This window comes from Streptomyces sp. KL116D (assembly GCF_030766975.1).
Taxonomy (GTDB): domain Bacteria; phylum Actinomycetota; class Actinomycetes; order Streptomycetales; family Streptomycetaceae; genus Streptomyces; species Streptomyces longispororuber_A.
In genome coordinates, this window is the sequence record NZ_JASERH010000082.1 from 115,696 (window position 1) to 130,151 (window position 14,456).

A 14,456-nucleotide genomic window follows, 5' to 3' on the forward strand; every position below is an offset into this window, starting at 1 on the left:
GGGGTGACGCAAGGTTCCTCCCGGTGGTCCCGTTGCGAGTGTTGTCGGTGCGTCGCGCTATGTCCGTGCGTCTTAATTCAAGAGTTGAGTTAAAGGCGGTGCCGTGGGGCCGTCAAGCCTTCGGAACGTAAAGGGAGTTGGCGGGCGATGACCGATTGACAGCTCCGGCATCGGCCCGGATCGTGTCCACTGGGCTGTGACACCTGACGGTTGGGGGACCGCGATGAGGTGGCCGGGGGACGCGTCCGACGGCGGGGCGGGGCACGACGAGCAGGCGGGGCGCGCGGAGCGGGCCGGTGGCGGATTCGGGCCGCCTCCTGAGGTGCCGCCGACGCCGGACGACACGCCTCCCGCATCCGGCGGTACGCCACCGGTGTCCGGCGGTACGCCCCCGATGCCCGGGGCTGCGCCTCCGATGCCCGGCGGCCCGCCGCCGATGCCGCCCGGTCCGCCGGAATACGGGCCGCCGTCCGGCCCGCCCGGCTACGGCCCGCCCACTCCGCCCGGGCCCTACGGCTACAGCGCGCCCCAGAGCCTGGCGTTCGGGCCGCCCGCTCCGCCGCCGCCCCCGCCGGGGCCGGCCGAGCCCGCCCGCGCCGTCGCCACCGGACTGCTCAACCTCTCCGGCCTTGGCCTCGGTTACGTCCTCCTGCGCCGGTGGCCGCTCGCCGTGCTGTGCGTCGCCGCGACCGCCGGACTCCTCGTCGTCGCCCTGCCCGCCGATCCGGACGGCGTGCCCGGCTGGGCGGTCGCCGGATACCTGGCGCTGCTGCTCCTCGCCGCGGCGGACGGCGCCCGCCGCGGACTGCGGGCGCCCTCAACGGCCGTGCGGATCAAGCCGGTTGTGGCGATCGTCGCCGCGATCGCCCTGCTCGCCGTGCCGGCCGCGGGAGCCGTCGCGTACGGCGGGCTGCGCGACGACGCGATCGAGGAGATGCTGCTCGACCGCCTGGAGCGCACCGACGCCCAGGTGAAGAAGGCGTCCGGCCAGGAGTTCGCCGCCGCCCGCGCCGACTACAGCGCCGCCCTCACCCAGTACCGCTCCCTCACCGAGGACCACCCGGACTCCCGGGCGGCGCATCGCGTCCACGACAGCCTCGACGCCTACTACAAGGCGGTCGCCGCGCCGTACGCCGACGCCGACCACTGCGGCGCCGTCGCCCCGCTCGAGTACCTCCGGGACGTGCCGGGGCGCATCGACCGCGACGTCCTCGGCGACCTCGCGAGCTGGCCCGACAAGCCGCTCGCGGTCTCGCTCCTGGAGTGCGGCACCGGCAAGCTCGGCGACGCCGAGAGCGACGGCAGGGGCGGCGAACTCGGCCAGCTGCTGCGGACGTTCCCGAAGTCGGCACAGGCGGGCAAGGTCGAACCCGCCGTGCGTGACGCCGTCGACCGGCGCGCCGGGGACCTCAAGGGCGCCGAACCGTGCCGCGCCACGGACGAGCTGCGCCGGATCGGCGAGACCGCGAAGGAACTGCCCGCGCCGGCCCCCGGGCACCTGCGGGGCGACGTCGCCGGCGCCGTCGAGAACGGGGTGTACGCCTGCGGCCTCGACCAGTTCAAGGAGAAGGAGTTCGCCGCCGCCCGCAAGACGCTCGCCGGATTCGCCGGCACGTACAAGAGCGACAAGCGGCGGTCCCGCGCCCAGCAGGTCGCCATCGCCGCCGAGATCGCCGAGCAACGCCCGTCGGCAGGCGCCCACTTGCCGCCCTCCGGCACCCCCGGCGGCTCCCGCATGCAGATGGTGATCAGCAACGACGGCCCGGACCCGGTGGAGATCCTCTACACGGGCCCGGTCACCGGACGCCTCACCATCGGCGCCTGCGCCTCCTGCAAGACGTACTCCAGCGAGGCCGCCGGGAGCAGCAGGGCGTGCAAGGCGAGCGGCACGTCATACCCGAAGAAGACGCTGCGACTGCCGCCGGGCACGTACCACTTCCTGCACAAGCCCGGCGGCTCCGCCGCGACGGCCCGCAGCCGCGCCGCGGGCGGCCGCATCCAGCCCGGCTACACGTACACCCAATGCAGTTACATGGTGACCGGCGGCGGCCTGGGGCAGGACCTCTGAGCGCGGCCCGCGCCGGAGAAGGGCCGAAACCGGTCCGTGCCGCGCGGCGGCTGGGCCGGACGGGACCGGGTGCGCCGCCCGGCCGCACTGCGGCGCCCGATCCGGCCACCCGACTCCCGACACCGCACCGGGTTGTGACCACCCGTCAGGCAGGCTGAGCGCATGCGCACCGCACAGCGGAAGGCCCACGACGTCGCGGAGCGTGAGCGGCGGCTGCTGCGCACGGCCCTCGACGTGATCTCCCGCGACGGCCTGCACCAGCTCACCCTCGGCCGGCTCGCGCAGGAGGCCGGGTACTCGAAGGGCACCGTCTACCACCACTTCACGTGCCGCGAGGACCTCCTGGTCGAGCTGTCCGCGGAGAGCCTGCGCCGCCAGTCCCGCGCCTTCCAGGCCGTCGCCGAACTGCCGTGGGACGGGGTGCGCGCCCTGTATGGTCTCGCCTTCGCGGGGATGCGGCACGCGGAGACCCAGCCCGCGCTCTTCGAGTCCAGCGTGATGGCGCTGACCGACGCCGTCCTGGGCGCGGCCAGCCAGGAGCGTCTCGACCGGCGCCGTCTCGTCGACGAGCAGACCACCCGGATCGTCGTCGCCGTGGTCGAACGGACCGTCCGTGAAGGCGAGTTCGGCCATCCGGAGCTCCCCGCCGAGGTCGCCGTCGATGCCCTGCGCTCGGCCGTCCTCGGTTACGCGGTCACCCATCTGCTGCCCCGCCGCGCCGCGCAGGGCGACGCCCGGGCCCGCGACAGCCGCCCGGCGATCACGGCGTCCCTGGTGCACGGCCTCGGCTGGCCGCGGCTCGGGGCGGCCGCGCTCACCGAGGTGCGGCGCGCCGTGGACGAGCTGATCCCCGCCCCGGGGCCGGCCGACTCCCTCACGCGGAGTGACGGCCCTGCGCGGAGCGATGGCTGACGGAGCATCATGCACGGTGCAGACAGTGCCCGGGAGGCCCTGATCCGCCCCCTGCGTGAACTCCTTGTCGGATTTCGACGCCCGGTCATAGAGTCGCGGCGCGTCGGCACGGGGGACACCGGAACGGGGCGTGGTGGGCCATGGGGCGCTGGGGCGGCGGAAGCGTGGGGAGCGGGGTGCCCGGGGGAGCGGGGCGCGGCGCGCGCGACATCGGGCGGAGCTGGCGCGGCGTCGACCGGCGCCCCCGCCCGCCCCGCCGCAGGACGGCACCGCCACCGCCACTGCCACCGGTGAACGGCGCCGGAGTCCCGCCCGCCGGTCCGGGGGACTCCCGCGCCCCTGACCGTCCTGTCAGTCCCGCAGATCCCGATCCCGATGCCGATGCCGATGCCGATGCCGATGCCGATGCCGATCCCGATCCTGACCCCGGCGGCTGCGGCTGCGACTGCGACTGCGACTGCGACGAAGGTGACTTGTCACCGGAAACGGTTACAGCACGGGACTCCATCAACTCCCGCCTGCCCAGGGCCTCTTGACGCCCGCGCGCCCCGGCTGCACCATGACCGCCCGGGAAAGCGTTTTCTATCCGGGAGAACGCGACACCGAAGGGTGGGTCCATGCGCCATCGCCGCACCGCCACACTCGCTCTGCTGGCCGCGGGAGCCCTGCTCGCCGCGCTGCCCGCACAGGCCGCCGAGCCCGGCACCGCCGCCACGTCCCTCGTCGACCCGGCCACCCCGGCCGACGCACAGCCCCTGTCCACCGGCACCGCCCCCGCCGCGGCGGCCCAGACCCTCGTGTTCAGCGACGAGTTCGACGGCACCACCGTCAGCACCGCCCGCTGGACCGCCCGCGACCAGGAGCGCTCCGGCGCCGCTGGCACCGACCGCTGGTGGTACAAGCCCGCCAACGTGCGCACCGACGGCAACGGCGCACTCGCCATCGACGTCGAGCAACTGGCGGCGGGCCAGTACTCCGGCGGCCGCATCGACAGCCAGGGCAAGTTCGACTACGCGTACGGCACCATCGAGGCCCGCGTCCACACCCCGGCCCTCACGAACGGGCACCTCGCCGCCGTCTGGCTCCAGGCCGACGCGGGCCTCACCCCCGGCGGCGCCGTCGACGGCACCGCGCGCGACGGCGCAGAGATGGACATCACCGAGACCAACTACCAGGCCGACAAGTACTCGGTGACCCTGCACTACGACGGCTACGGCGCCGACCACAAGTCGTCCGGGACCGTCGCCGACGCACCCGGCCTGCACAGCACCTGGTACCACACCTTCGGGCTCAGCTGGACCCCCACCCAGCTGCAGTTCCTCTACGACGGCACGGTCGTGCGCACCGTCACCGACCCCCAACTCATCAGCCAGGTCAAGGAGTTCCCGATCCTCTCGCACGAGGTCCTGGACAACTGGGCGGACGGCTCCGTCCACGACGAGACGTTCGACTGGCACTCCACGATGTACGTCGACTACGTCAGGGTGTGGCAGTAGGCCCGTAGAGCTCGGTGAGCAGAGCGATCGCCGCGTGGGTCCGCGGGTGCGGATCGTGCTGGTTCCAGAGCGTCTGGACCGGGACCGGCGCGGCGTCCCTGACCGGGCGGTAGACGACGCCCTCGCGCCGGTACTGGGTCACCGTGGCGTGCGGGGTGACGCCGACGCAGCGGCCCGCGGCGATCGCGTCGAGCCAGTCGTCCACGTCGGCCGTGTACTCCACGGCGGGGCGCGCCGCGCGCGGCCACAGCCCGACCGTCGTGGTGCCGGTGCGGCGGTCCACCGCCAGGGTGCGGGCCCGGATCTCGGCGAGCGGCACGGACCGCCGGCGCGCCCACGGGTCGTCGGAGGCCATCGCCACGTAACGCCGCTCGTGGCCCACCGTGGCGTGGCCGTACCGGCTCGGGTCGACCGCCGCCGTGCGCACGACCGCGAGATCGCAGGCGCCCTCGGCGAGCCCGGCCGTGGGGCTGTTGTGGCGGACCAGGAGCAGTTCGACGTCCGGGTAGCGCTCCCGCCAGCGCCGCTGGAACTCGGCGGTGTGCCGGCCGAGCGAGCCCCACGCGTGCCCGATGCGCAGCCGGGTGTGCCCGGTCGTCGCCTCCCTGACCAGGTCGTCGGCGTCGGCCAGCAGGTGCCGGGCCCGCTGGATGACCTGCACCCCGGCCGTCGTCGGGGTGATCGCCCGGCTCGTCCGGTGCAGCAGGCGCACCCCGAGGACGCGTTCCAGGGCGAGCAGGGTGCGGGAGACCGCCGCCTGTGACGTGCCCAGCTCGATCGCGGCGTCGGTGAAGCTGCCCGAGTCGACGATCGCGATCAGACACCGCAGGTGCTTGAGCTCCAGCCGCGCCGCCCGCCCGGCGTCGTCCTTCTCGTGATGCATACGGTCAGCGTATAGACAGCGCGCCGGATGCATTTTGCGTATCCGGCGCACGGTCCCATCGTCGGACCGTGGACCTGAGGACACGTACCCGTACACGGACAGTCGACGGCGCACCGGCACCACGGGCGCGCGGCAGCGGTCTGGCGCTCATGCTCGGCAGCGGGCTCTCGAACCAGGTGGGCGCGTCGCTGGCCGCGCTCGCCTTCCCCGTCATCGGCCCGGTGGGCGTGGTGGCCGTACGCCAGTGGGTGGCCGCCGCCGTCCTGCTGGCGGCGGGGCGGCCCCGGCTCCGCGCGTTCACCGCGGCGCAGTGGCGGCCGGTGCTCGGCCTCGCCGTGGTGTTCGCGACCATGAACCTCACCCTGTACACGGCCATCGACCGGATCGGGCTCGGTCTCGCGGTGACGCTGGAGTTCCTCGGCCCGCTCGGCGTGGCCCTCGCCGGCTCGCGGCGCCGCACCGACCTGGGCTGCGCGCTCGCCGCCGCCGCGGGGGTCGTGGTGCTCACCCGGCCGCGGGCCGGCACCGACTACCTCGGCATCGGCCTGGCCCTGGTCGCCGCCTGCTGCTGGGCCGCGTACATCCTGCTCAACCGCACGGTCGGGGCGCGGCTGCCGGGGCTCGCCGGGTCGGCCGCGGCGGCCGGCGTCTCCGGGCTGCTGTACGTGCCGGTCGGCGTCGCGGTGCTCGTGCTGCACCCGCCCACCGCGCTCGCGCTGCTCGGCGCGCTCGCGGCGGGGGTGCTGTCCTCCGCGGTGCCGTTCCTCGCCGACCTGCTGGCACTGCGCCGCGTGCCGGCCCGCTCCTTCGGCGTCTTCATGAGCGTCAACCCGGTCTACGCGGCCCTGATCGGCCTGCTGGTCCTCGGGCAGCGGCTCGACGCCGCGTCCTGGGCGGCGATCGCGGTGATCGTCACGGCCAACGCGGTGGCCATCGGGACGTCGGCCCGCCGCTGACCTGCGTCACCCGCGGGTCGCGGCCCCGCAGCGCTCGCCGTCGGACTCGTTCATCCGCTGGTCCATCGTCGTACTGCGGTCGTACGGGTCGACGGACGGGCCGTCGCCCGCCTGCCGTTCGGAGCCGAACTCGGGGACGAGACGGCCGCCGGAGGTGTCACAGCCTCCGTTGGTCGTGTCCACGCTGTACGAGACGGCGGAGAACGTGCCGGGCTCCGTGACGATCTTCGCCGGGTCGTCCCAGCTCATCACGACCTCGCGCCGCACGATCGTGCGGGCCACCTCGGTGCTGTCCCGCCCGGGCCGCGTCACCGGGTACACGTACGTCACGTCGGTGCGCACCTCGACCGCGCCGCGCTCGCCCTCCTCGTACGTCACCCGGCCGCGGGTCTTGATCACGTCGCCGACGAGCCGGGCCTTGGTCCGGTCGAAGCGGCTGAACAGGAGCAGCGGGTTGTTCTTCCGGCTCGGCGAGGTCAGGGACGTCGTGAGGAACTTCTGTACGTCGCTCTGGTGCGGGTTGAGGTAGGCGATCGCCTTCGCCGGCCGCCCGCCGCGCAGCACGTCCGGGTCGAGGCTGGACGCGACGAGGAAGTCCCGGCTGCGCTCCAGCGTCCGCGCCACCTGTGCCTTGCTCATCCAGCCGGTGGCCCGGGCCGACGGCATCCCGATCCCGGCGGCGCCGTCGCCCCAGCGTGCGGCGGGCGACCCCTTGAACGGCTCGTCCAGGGTGGGCGTCCCGGCGGCCGCGGGCGGCGGACCGGTGGGGCGCGCGGACTCCGCGGCGAGCGGCGCGGCGTCCTCGCCGCCGCCCCCGAACCAGCCGGTCACCCGCCCCGGGTCCAGGGCCACGACCACCAGCGCCACGGCGGCCAGCACGCCGAGCACCGGCCAGATGCGTCTGCGGCGGGGCGCGGCGGGCCGATGGCTGCGCCACCCCTCGGGCGGCCCCGGTTCCTCCCGCAGCCGCCGCGTCACCATGCGGGCCCGCGCCGACGGCTCCTTCGGGGCGTCCCGCACCCCCTCCTCCGACTCCCTGAGGAACCGCTCCCATTCCTCGTCGGACACGGACGAACCGCCTTGTTCCCCACCCGAGTTCACGCTGCACCCCTACGCCGACGTCACAGGACGAGAACGGAATATACGTGCTCGACCTGCGGTGGAGCCGACCCGCGGGGCCAGGCCGTGGCGGGGCGGACCGCTGAACCGCGGCCCGCCCCCGGGGACGTCAGCTCCCGAACGGCAGGTAGTCCGTCTCGTAGCCGAAGTAGCGCGGCCCGGCCAGCGCCAGACCGCCCGGTGACGTCCAGCGCGGGTCGCAGCGGGCGGCGAGCACGGAGACGCGCAGACCGTAGCGGAGCCCTTCCGTGGTGACCGGCTCACCCGTCTCGCTGTCCAGGACGCAGATCAGGTCCGGCGTCGTCGCGACGGTCACCCCGTCCCGGGTGGCCAGCAAGTGCTCGTTCTGGAAGTCGAGTTCGAGCACCCGGTCCGTGTCGGCGCCGGTCCCGTCGATCTTGGCGCGGCCCCGTGCGAAGCCGCCCTCCGTGCGCCGCGAGACGTCGACCACCTTGCCGGTGAGCAGCGGCACGCCGTCGAGCATCGTGACGGCCGCCGCCACCGGGTCGCTGTGCTCGGCGCGCGCCGTGCGGACCGCGGCGCCGAGGTTCTCGGCGAGGGTGAGGGTCGCCGGGACCAGCCCGTCGGCCAGCTGGTCGCCGCGCAGCACCGTGTCCGCACAGGAGATCTGGCAGCCCAGCTCCACGCAGACCGCACGGGCGATCGCCTCCGCCGCGTGGTTGTCGACCGCCTCCACGATGATCGTGTTCCCCTTGTCGTCGGCCAGCGCCATCGGGGAGTTGGAGACGCCGATCAGCCCGGGCAGCACCATCTGCGCCTCGGGGAAGGCGCGGCCCATCGCGTCGCCGTCGACGATCGGCAGCCCCGCCTCGGCGGCGCAGGCGATCGGCAGCATCGAGTTGACGCCGCCCACCTCGATGGGCGCGATGTGGGTGGCCGGACGGCCGAGGTGCTTCTCCAGGGCGCGCAGCGCGGCCAGTTCCTCGCCGCCGTTCGGGACGCGCTCCAGCAGCACGGTGGGCGCGCCCATCCCGGAGACCGGCACGACCGTCGCGTCGGCCGGCACCTCGTCGATGTCGACGACCCGGACCGGCCCGTTGCGCCGGATCGCCTCCCGGGCCAGCAGCTTGCCGATGTACGGGTCACCGCCGCCGCCCGTGCCGAGGATGCCGGCGCCGCGCGCGATGTCGTCCAGGTTGTCGAGGGTGATCTCACGCATGGCGGGCCGCTCCGGTCTTGATGTGGTTCAGGTCGAGGTCGCCGACCGCCTTGACCCGGATGCGGGTCGCGCCGCCGGGCAGATAGGCGAGGGGGACCTCCTCGATGTCGACGACGCGCACCGTGCCGCGCCGCGCCCCGGCGTCCTCGGCGCGGCCCACGGCCTCCTCGCGGGCCTGCGCGAGCACCGACTCCCGCTTGCCTTCGGGGACGTGGAAGACCCGGTCGACCTCGCCGCCGACCTGGGCGATGGCCGCGCCGACCGCGTTCGCGACGCCGAAGTTGCCGGGCAGCCGCACGTCGTCGAAACCGGGCAGCGACTCCGGTACGAGGACGGACCCGCCGCCCACCGCGACCACCGGCAGCGGCGCCGCCGACGTGCGCATCCGGTCGACGCTCTCCGCGAGCCGCCCGGCGATCCTGGCCAGGGCGCGGTCGACGAACTCCCGGTCCAGGTGGGCCACCCGGGACGCGTCACCGATGTCGGCGCGCCCCGCGGCCACCGCCAGGTCGGTCGCGGTCAGGGTGGCGCCGCCGAAGACCAGCGCCTCCTCGGTGAGCCGGTAGCCGACCGAGCGCGGGCCCGTCTCGCCGTCCTCGCCGACCAGCGAGCCGCCGCCGATGCCGAGCGAGAGGACGTCGGGGATGCGGAAGTTGGTGCGGATGCCCGCCGCCTCGCTCTCCCCGGCCGCCTCGCGCGGGAAGCCGCCCTGGAGGATGCCGACGTCGGCCGTGGTGCCGCCGACGTCGACCACCGCGCAGTCCGCGAGTCCGGACAGGAACGCCGCGCCGCGCATCGAGTTCGTCGGGCCCGACGCGAACGTCGCCACCGGATACGTACGCGCGAAGTCCACGTCCATCAGCGTGCCGTCGTTCTGCGTCAGGAAGAACGGCGCCGTGATCGACACCTCCGCGAGGGCCTTGCCGAACGACTCCACGATGTGCGTGGCCAGATCGCGCAGCGCCGCGTTCACGATCGTCGCGTTCTCCCGGGCCAGCAGCCCGATCCGGCCCAGCTCGTGGGAGAGCGAGAGGTGCACGCCGTCGCCCAGCTCGGCGCGCAGGATCTCGGCGGCCCGCCGCTCGTCGTCCTCCGCGACCGGCGAGAAGACCGACGAGATCGCGACCGAGCGCAGGCCCTTCGCGGCGATGTCCGCCGCCGTCCTGCGCAGTTCGTCCGGGTCGAGCGGGGAGAGCGGGCGGCCGTCGAACTCCCGGCCGCCGTGGCACAGATAGCCGTGCCCGCCGACCGCGGCGCGCTGCCGCTCGGGCCAGTCCGTCATCGGCGGCAGCGCCGCCGTCGCCGGCAGTCCGAGCCGGACCGCCGCGACGGGTGCGAGCCGGGCGCCCTCGATGAGCGCGTTGAGGAAGTGGGTGGTGCCGATCATGACCGCGGACACCTGGTCCACGGGCGGGTCCAGGGCCCGGATCGCCGCCGTCACGCCGGAGGTGATGTCCGGCGTCGTCGGAGACTTGGCGGCCGAGATCACCCGGTCGTCGTCCCCGAGCAGGGCGGCGTCGGTGTTGGTCCCTCCGACGTCGATTCCGATGCGCATGCTGCTGCTTTCCTTGGTGGGTGCGGGAGTTGGTCGCGTACGGAGGGTCAGGCCGCCGCTTCTGCCTCGGCCTGCGCGGCCGGGCGGGCCGGCTGGGTCACCGGCAGCTCACGGGCGCCGCGCACCAGACCGAGTGCGCCGCACGCCACGTAGCCGAGCCCCGCGAGGACGAGCGAGTTGAGCGCGGGGATGCCCCACCACTGGTAGTGGTCGCCGAGCCAGCCGACAAGGGAGGCGAGGGCCCACAGCACGATCGTGGCGGGCACCCAGGACGGCTCGGTGTCGGGCAGCCGGCCCAGCGCGCGCGAGGCGTCGAGCTGCGGCCGCCACCGCTTCACCACGAAGTACTCGGCGACCATGATCCCGGCGACCGGCGGGGTCAGGACACCGAGGATCGTCAGGAAGTCCGTGAAGTGGTCGAGGATCCCGGCGGCGGCCGCGAACGAGCCGAGCACCCCGATGACGACCGTCGTCGCCACCCGGCCCAGCCGGATCCCGGACAGCGACTCGACCGCGTTGATCAGCCCGAGCGCCGAGGAGTACAGGTTCCAGTTGTTGATCTTCACGGTGGCGGAGACCAGCACGATGACCCCGACCACGCCGGAGCTGGACGTGATGATCGCGATCAGGTCCGAGGACTTCACGGCGTACGCGAGCAGCACCCCGGCCAGACCGAGCACGTACTCGCCCAGCGAGATGCCCACGAGGGTCTGCTTGACGACGTCGCCGGTCGAGCGGTTGAAGCGCGTCATGTCGGGCGTCGTGACCGCCCCCACGATGTACGAGCCCGCGACGATCGTGGCGCCCGTGGCGATGGAGATGTGCGCGCCGAACGGCGCCGAGCCGACCAGGTCGGTGAAGCTGTGCCGGGAGATCTGCACGGTCATCGCCCAGCCCGCGAGACCGAGGAAGGCGGGCACCGTGACGAACGCGGTCCAGCCCATCGCCCGGAAGCCGCGCAGCACCAGCAGCGTGACCGCGAGCCCGCAGATCAGGCACCAGCCCCACAGCGGGACCGACGGCACGATCGACTGCAGACCGGCGGCGAACACCGCGGTCTGCACGCCGAACCAGCCGAACAGGCTCACCGCGATGACCAGGCCGATGATCGTCGACCCGTACCGCCCGAAGCCGGTCCAGCGCACCAGCACCGACGTCGACAGGCCCTCGCGCATGCCGGCGATGCCGACGAAGATGCAGACGACCTCCAGGATCACCGAACCGAGCGTGAACGCCCAGAACGCGCCCCAGAACGACAGCCCCGCGCCCAGCGTCGCGCCGAGCAGGAACTGGGTGAGGTCGGAGAGCTGGCCGAAGCGCTGCACGGCCACGTTGAACCAGGAGTAGCGGGCGGACGTCGGGACCCGTTCGAGCGGGTAGTCCTCGTCCGTGCCGGCGGCGGGTCCGGTCTCGGGCGCCCGGGCGGGCGCCGTCGTCGAGTTCGTCATGGGGACAGTCCTTGGAGGGAATCGGGACAGGGCAGGGGAGCACGGCGGCGTGACGCCGAACCACCGTGTGGCGAGCGGGAGTTGTAGGGGGCTGCGAGGGGAGCGGTCGGGCTTACAGGGGTGCGGGCGGGCCCGACGCGCGGGCCCGCAGGAGTACCGCACCCGGCAGGTACGGCACGTACTCCTCGGGATCGAGCACGGTGCGCACCCGCCGGGGATCGGCCCCGGCCCGCACGGCACTGGCCCGGGCCAGCTCGCGCACCTCGTCCCGTACGGCGTCCAGCGCGTCGGGCCGGCGCACGATCCGCTCGCAGGAGCCGCCCACCGGGGAGGCCGCGGCGCCGAACGCGCCCGCCACGTCGCCGTGTTCGGGACGCACCACGTCACAGCCGGGCAGCGCCGCGTCCGGCACCCGGTGCGCGCCGCCGCCGACGAGGACCACCGGGAGACGGCCCGCGGCGGGCTGCATCCGGTCGGCCGCCTCGGCGATGTCGCGGTGCGCGGCGGCGTCGACGGTGAGCAGATCGGGGAAGCGCAGGATCACCGGGACGCCGCCGATGTGCTCGCCCGGCGCGGCCTCGCGCGGATAGCCGCCGCTCAACACGCCCACCCGGGCCCGCCGTTCACCGACGTCGACGACGACCGCGTCGCCCACCCCGGCGAGCAGCCCGGCGCCGCGCAGCGTGCACGCGGGGCCGGAGCCGAGGCTGAGACCGGGCTGGCGGCGCAGGTAGTCGAGGCTCATCAGGGTGCCGTCGTGCCGGGTGACCAGCACGCCGGCGCCCGGCGCGAGCCCGAGGCCGGGCAGTGCCGCCGTCAGCTCGTCGGCGACCCGGGCCACGAGCACGCAGAGTGCCGCGTCGAGCACCGTGGCGTTCTCGCGCTGGATCAGGCCGAGCGCGCCGATCTCGCCGGACAGCAGCACCGGCACGTCCGGCCCGGCCCGCTCCCGCAGGATCCGGGCGGCGGCCCGTTCCTGGGCGCCGTCCGCGGGCGAGAACACCGAACTGACCGCGAACGCCTCGGCCCGGCCCGCGAGCCCGGCCCCGAACGCGGCGACCGCCGCCTCGTCCAGCGGGGCCCCGTCCAGCGGCGCCAGACCACTGCCGCCCGCCACGTTCGCCACCCCGGCGCACACCGCCGCGCGCAGCTCCTGGGGCCAGCCGAACAGCGGCCGCACGGTGTCGGCGGCGGCGCCCCCGATCCGCAGGACCCCCACCTGCGCGAGCCCGGACCGCTCGGTCACCGCACGGGCCGCGACCCGCAGCCCCACGGCCAGTGTCACGGCGCGGGCCCGCACCTCGGCCGGCAGCTCCTCGACGGCGGCGACCAGCGAACCGATCGCGTCGCCCGGCCGGGACGGCACCTTCACGGCGGCCACCGGGCGGGTGTCGTCCAGCAGCACGGCGTCGGTGCTCGTGGGACCGACGTCCACTCCGACGGTGACGGTCACGGCGCCACCTCCCGCTTCAGACCGGTGAGCCCGAAGGCATCCGGGCCGGCCAGCCGCAGCCCCGCCTCCGTGTACCAGACGGCCGCCGACGGGAACGTCACGAGCCGCACCCGCAGCCCGTACCGCACCTCCTCGACCGGCACCGCCCAGCCGGTGCGCGCGTCGATCAGGGCGATGACGTCCGGCACCAGCGCCAGCGCCCGGCCGTCCTCCATCGCGGCCACGAACTCGCTGCGCGCCCGCAGCAGCACGAGCCGCCCCGCGTCGGCACCGGTGCCCTCCAGGAGGACGGAGGCGGCACCGTCACCGGGCCGCTGCACCGACGCGACCTTCCCGGTGAGGACCGGGTCGAGACCCTCGCCGCGGCCGAGCGCGAGCGCCGTCGTCACCGAACCCCGCACCGCGTGCCGGGCGGCCTGCCCGGCACTGAGCGGATAGTCGGCGGAGACCACGCGCCCGCCGAACACGGCGACGACCGGCCGCGCCAGCTCCTCCAGGAACGCGCCGTCGACGTCGTCGAGGACGACGGTGCGCCCGTACTCGTCGGACAGCACGGCGGGGGAGGGCGACAGACCGGCGAGCTCCAGCACGTTCTGGTCCAGGCGCGGGAAGGCCCGGCCGATGGAGTCCGCGTCGAGCAGCGGCACCCCGAGCCGGGCCGCCCACGACACGGTGAAGCAGCCGTTCTGCCCGCCGATCTCACCGCACATCACGGCCGCGACCGGCCGCCCGTGCAACTGCTCGACGCGTGCCGCCAGCCGCCCGGCCTCCGCCCGCCCGCCGATCCGCTCCGCGGCGACGGCGGGCGAGCCGACCAGGCTGACGGGCAGCACCAGCGCGTCCTGGGGCAGCTCCTCCGGCGCCACGACGGGCACCGGACCGCACTCCTCGATCGCCTGCGCGGCGACGGGCAGCGTGTCGGCGACGGGGCCGCCGCCCCCGGAACCGAGGACGGCGCAGCCCCGCGCGAAGTCGGTGAGGGCCTGCGCGTCCAGATGCATGCCCTCAGCGTACGGAGCCGCGCCGCCCGTCCCATGGGCCGACGGCCCAAGGTTGCGCCATGCGGTGTGCGCGCAGCACACTTCCGGCATGCCGACCCTCGCCGAGCTGCTCACCGCCCCGGGCCTCACGGGCCTGCACCACCTGGCAGGACCGCTCGACGCCGCACCGGTGACCGGCGTGCGCCTGGAGACCCGCGCCGACCGCATCCCGGCGGTCCCGCCCGGCACCGTCGCGATCCTGCTGTCCGCCGTCCCCGGCCACCTGCTCGACGTGGCGGTACGGGACGCGGCGGCGGCCGGCGCCACCGCGCTCGTGCTCGCCGGGGACACCCGGGACGGCGCGCCGCCCTCCCGCACGCCCGACGCGTACCCGGGCGTCGTCCCC

At 74.8% G+C, this 14,456-nt stretch carries 11 protein-coding genes and 1 pseudogene; 5 read left to right on the plus strand and 7 right to left on the minus strand.

The features are described from left to right. Positions 1-223: 223 nt before the first annotated feature. From RBJ77_RS31670 to RBJ77_RS31680, 3 genes are all read left to right on the plus strand, one after another. Positions 224-2,068 (plus strand): hypothetical protein, encoded by a 1,845-nt coding sequence (locus RBJ77_RS31670; protein ID WP_372348100.1) that lies wholly within the window; start codon positions 224-226, stop codon positions 2,066-2,068. Between the two features lie 162 nt (positions 2,069-2,230). Continuing rightward, positions 2,231-2,980, plus strand: a complete 750-nt coding sequence (locus RBJ77_RS31675; protein ID WP_372348101.1) for a TetR/AcrR family transcriptional regulator — start codon at positions 2,231-2,233, stop codon at positions 2,978-2,980. 617 nt (positions 2,981-3,597) lie between these two features. Further along, entirely contained in the window at positions 3,598-4,476 is an 879-nt protein-coding gene (locus RBJ77_RS31680; protein WP_372348102.1) for a family 16 glycosylhydrolase, read from the plus strand. Here RBJ77_RS31680 and RBJ77_RS31685 read toward each other — a convergent pair. Next, positions 4,460-5,359, minus strand: a complete 900-nt coding sequence (locus RBJ77_RS31685) for a LysR family transcriptional regulator (RefSeq protein ID WP_372348103.1) — start codon at positions 5,357-5,359, stop codon at positions 4,460-4,462. The two genes, RBJ77_RS31680 and RBJ77_RS31685, sit on opposite strands and share 17 nt — an antisense overlap. 149 nt (positions 5,360-5,508) lie before the next feature. Here RBJ77_RS31685 and RBJ77_RS31690 point away from each other — a divergent pair, with 149 nt between their 5' ends. Then, on the plus strand, positions 5,509-6,315 hold the full coding sequence (locus RBJ77_RS31690; protein WP_372348115.1) for a DMT family transporter: 807 nt from the start codon (positions 5,509-5,511) through the stop codon (positions 6,313-6,315). A 6-nt stretch (positions 6,316-6,321) separates the two neighbouring features. Here the strand turns inward: RBJ77_RS31690 and RBJ77_RS31695 are convergent, their stop codons facing one another. The 6 genes from RBJ77_RS31695 to RBJ77_RS31720 form a co-directional block, all read right to left on the minus strand. Then, the gene (locus RBJ77_RS31695) at positions 6,322-7,383 is read right to left on the minus strand and encodes a hypothetical protein (protein ID WP_372348104.1); all 1,062 of its coding nucleotides are present in this window, start codon (positions 7,381-7,383) and stop codon (positions 6,322-6,324) included. 160 nt (positions 7,384-7,543) lie between these two features. Further along, positions 7,544-8,614, minus strand: coding sequence for a DUF917 domain-containing protein (locus RBJ77_RS31700; protein WP_372348105.1), 1,071 nt, complete (start codon positions 8,612-8,614; stop codon positions 7,544-7,546). Further along, positions 8,607-10,169: a hydantoinase/oxoprolinase N-terminal domain-containing protein gene (locus RBJ77_RS31705; protein ID WP_372348106.1), complete on the minus strand. Its 1,563-nt coding sequence runs from the start codon at positions 10,167-10,169 to the stop codon at positions 8,607-8,609. Before RBJ77_RS31705 ends, RBJ77_RS31700 begins: the two co-directional genes overlap by 8 nt. Positions 10,170-10,216: 47 nt before the next feature. Then, the gene (locus RBJ77_RS31710) at positions 10,217-11,617 is read right to left on the minus strand and encodes a cytosine permease (protein ID WP_372348107.1); all 1,401 of its coding nucleotides are present in this window, start codon (positions 11,615-11,617) and stop codon (positions 10,217-10,219) included. Between the two features lie 112 nt (positions 11,618-11,729). Then, positions 11,730-13,070, minus strand: a complete 1,341-nt coding sequence (locus RBJ77_RS31715) for a hydantoinase/oxoprolinase N-terminal domain-containing protein (RefSeq protein ID WP_372348108.1) — start codon at positions 13,068-13,070, stop codon at positions 11,730-11,732. Beyond that, positions 13,067-14,071, minus strand: coding sequence for a DUF917 domain-containing protein (locus RBJ77_RS31720; protein WP_372348109.1), 1,005 nt, complete (start codon positions 14,069-14,071; stop codon positions 13,067-13,069). Before RBJ77_RS31720 ends, RBJ77_RS31715 begins: the two co-directional genes overlap by 4 nt. 88 nt (positions 14,072-14,159) lie before the next feature. Between RBJ77_RS31720 and RBJ77_RS31725 the strand changes: the two are divergent. Further along, positions 14,160-14,456, plus strand: a pseudogene (locus RBJ77_RS31725) (PucR family transcriptional regulator); the annotation flags it as partial.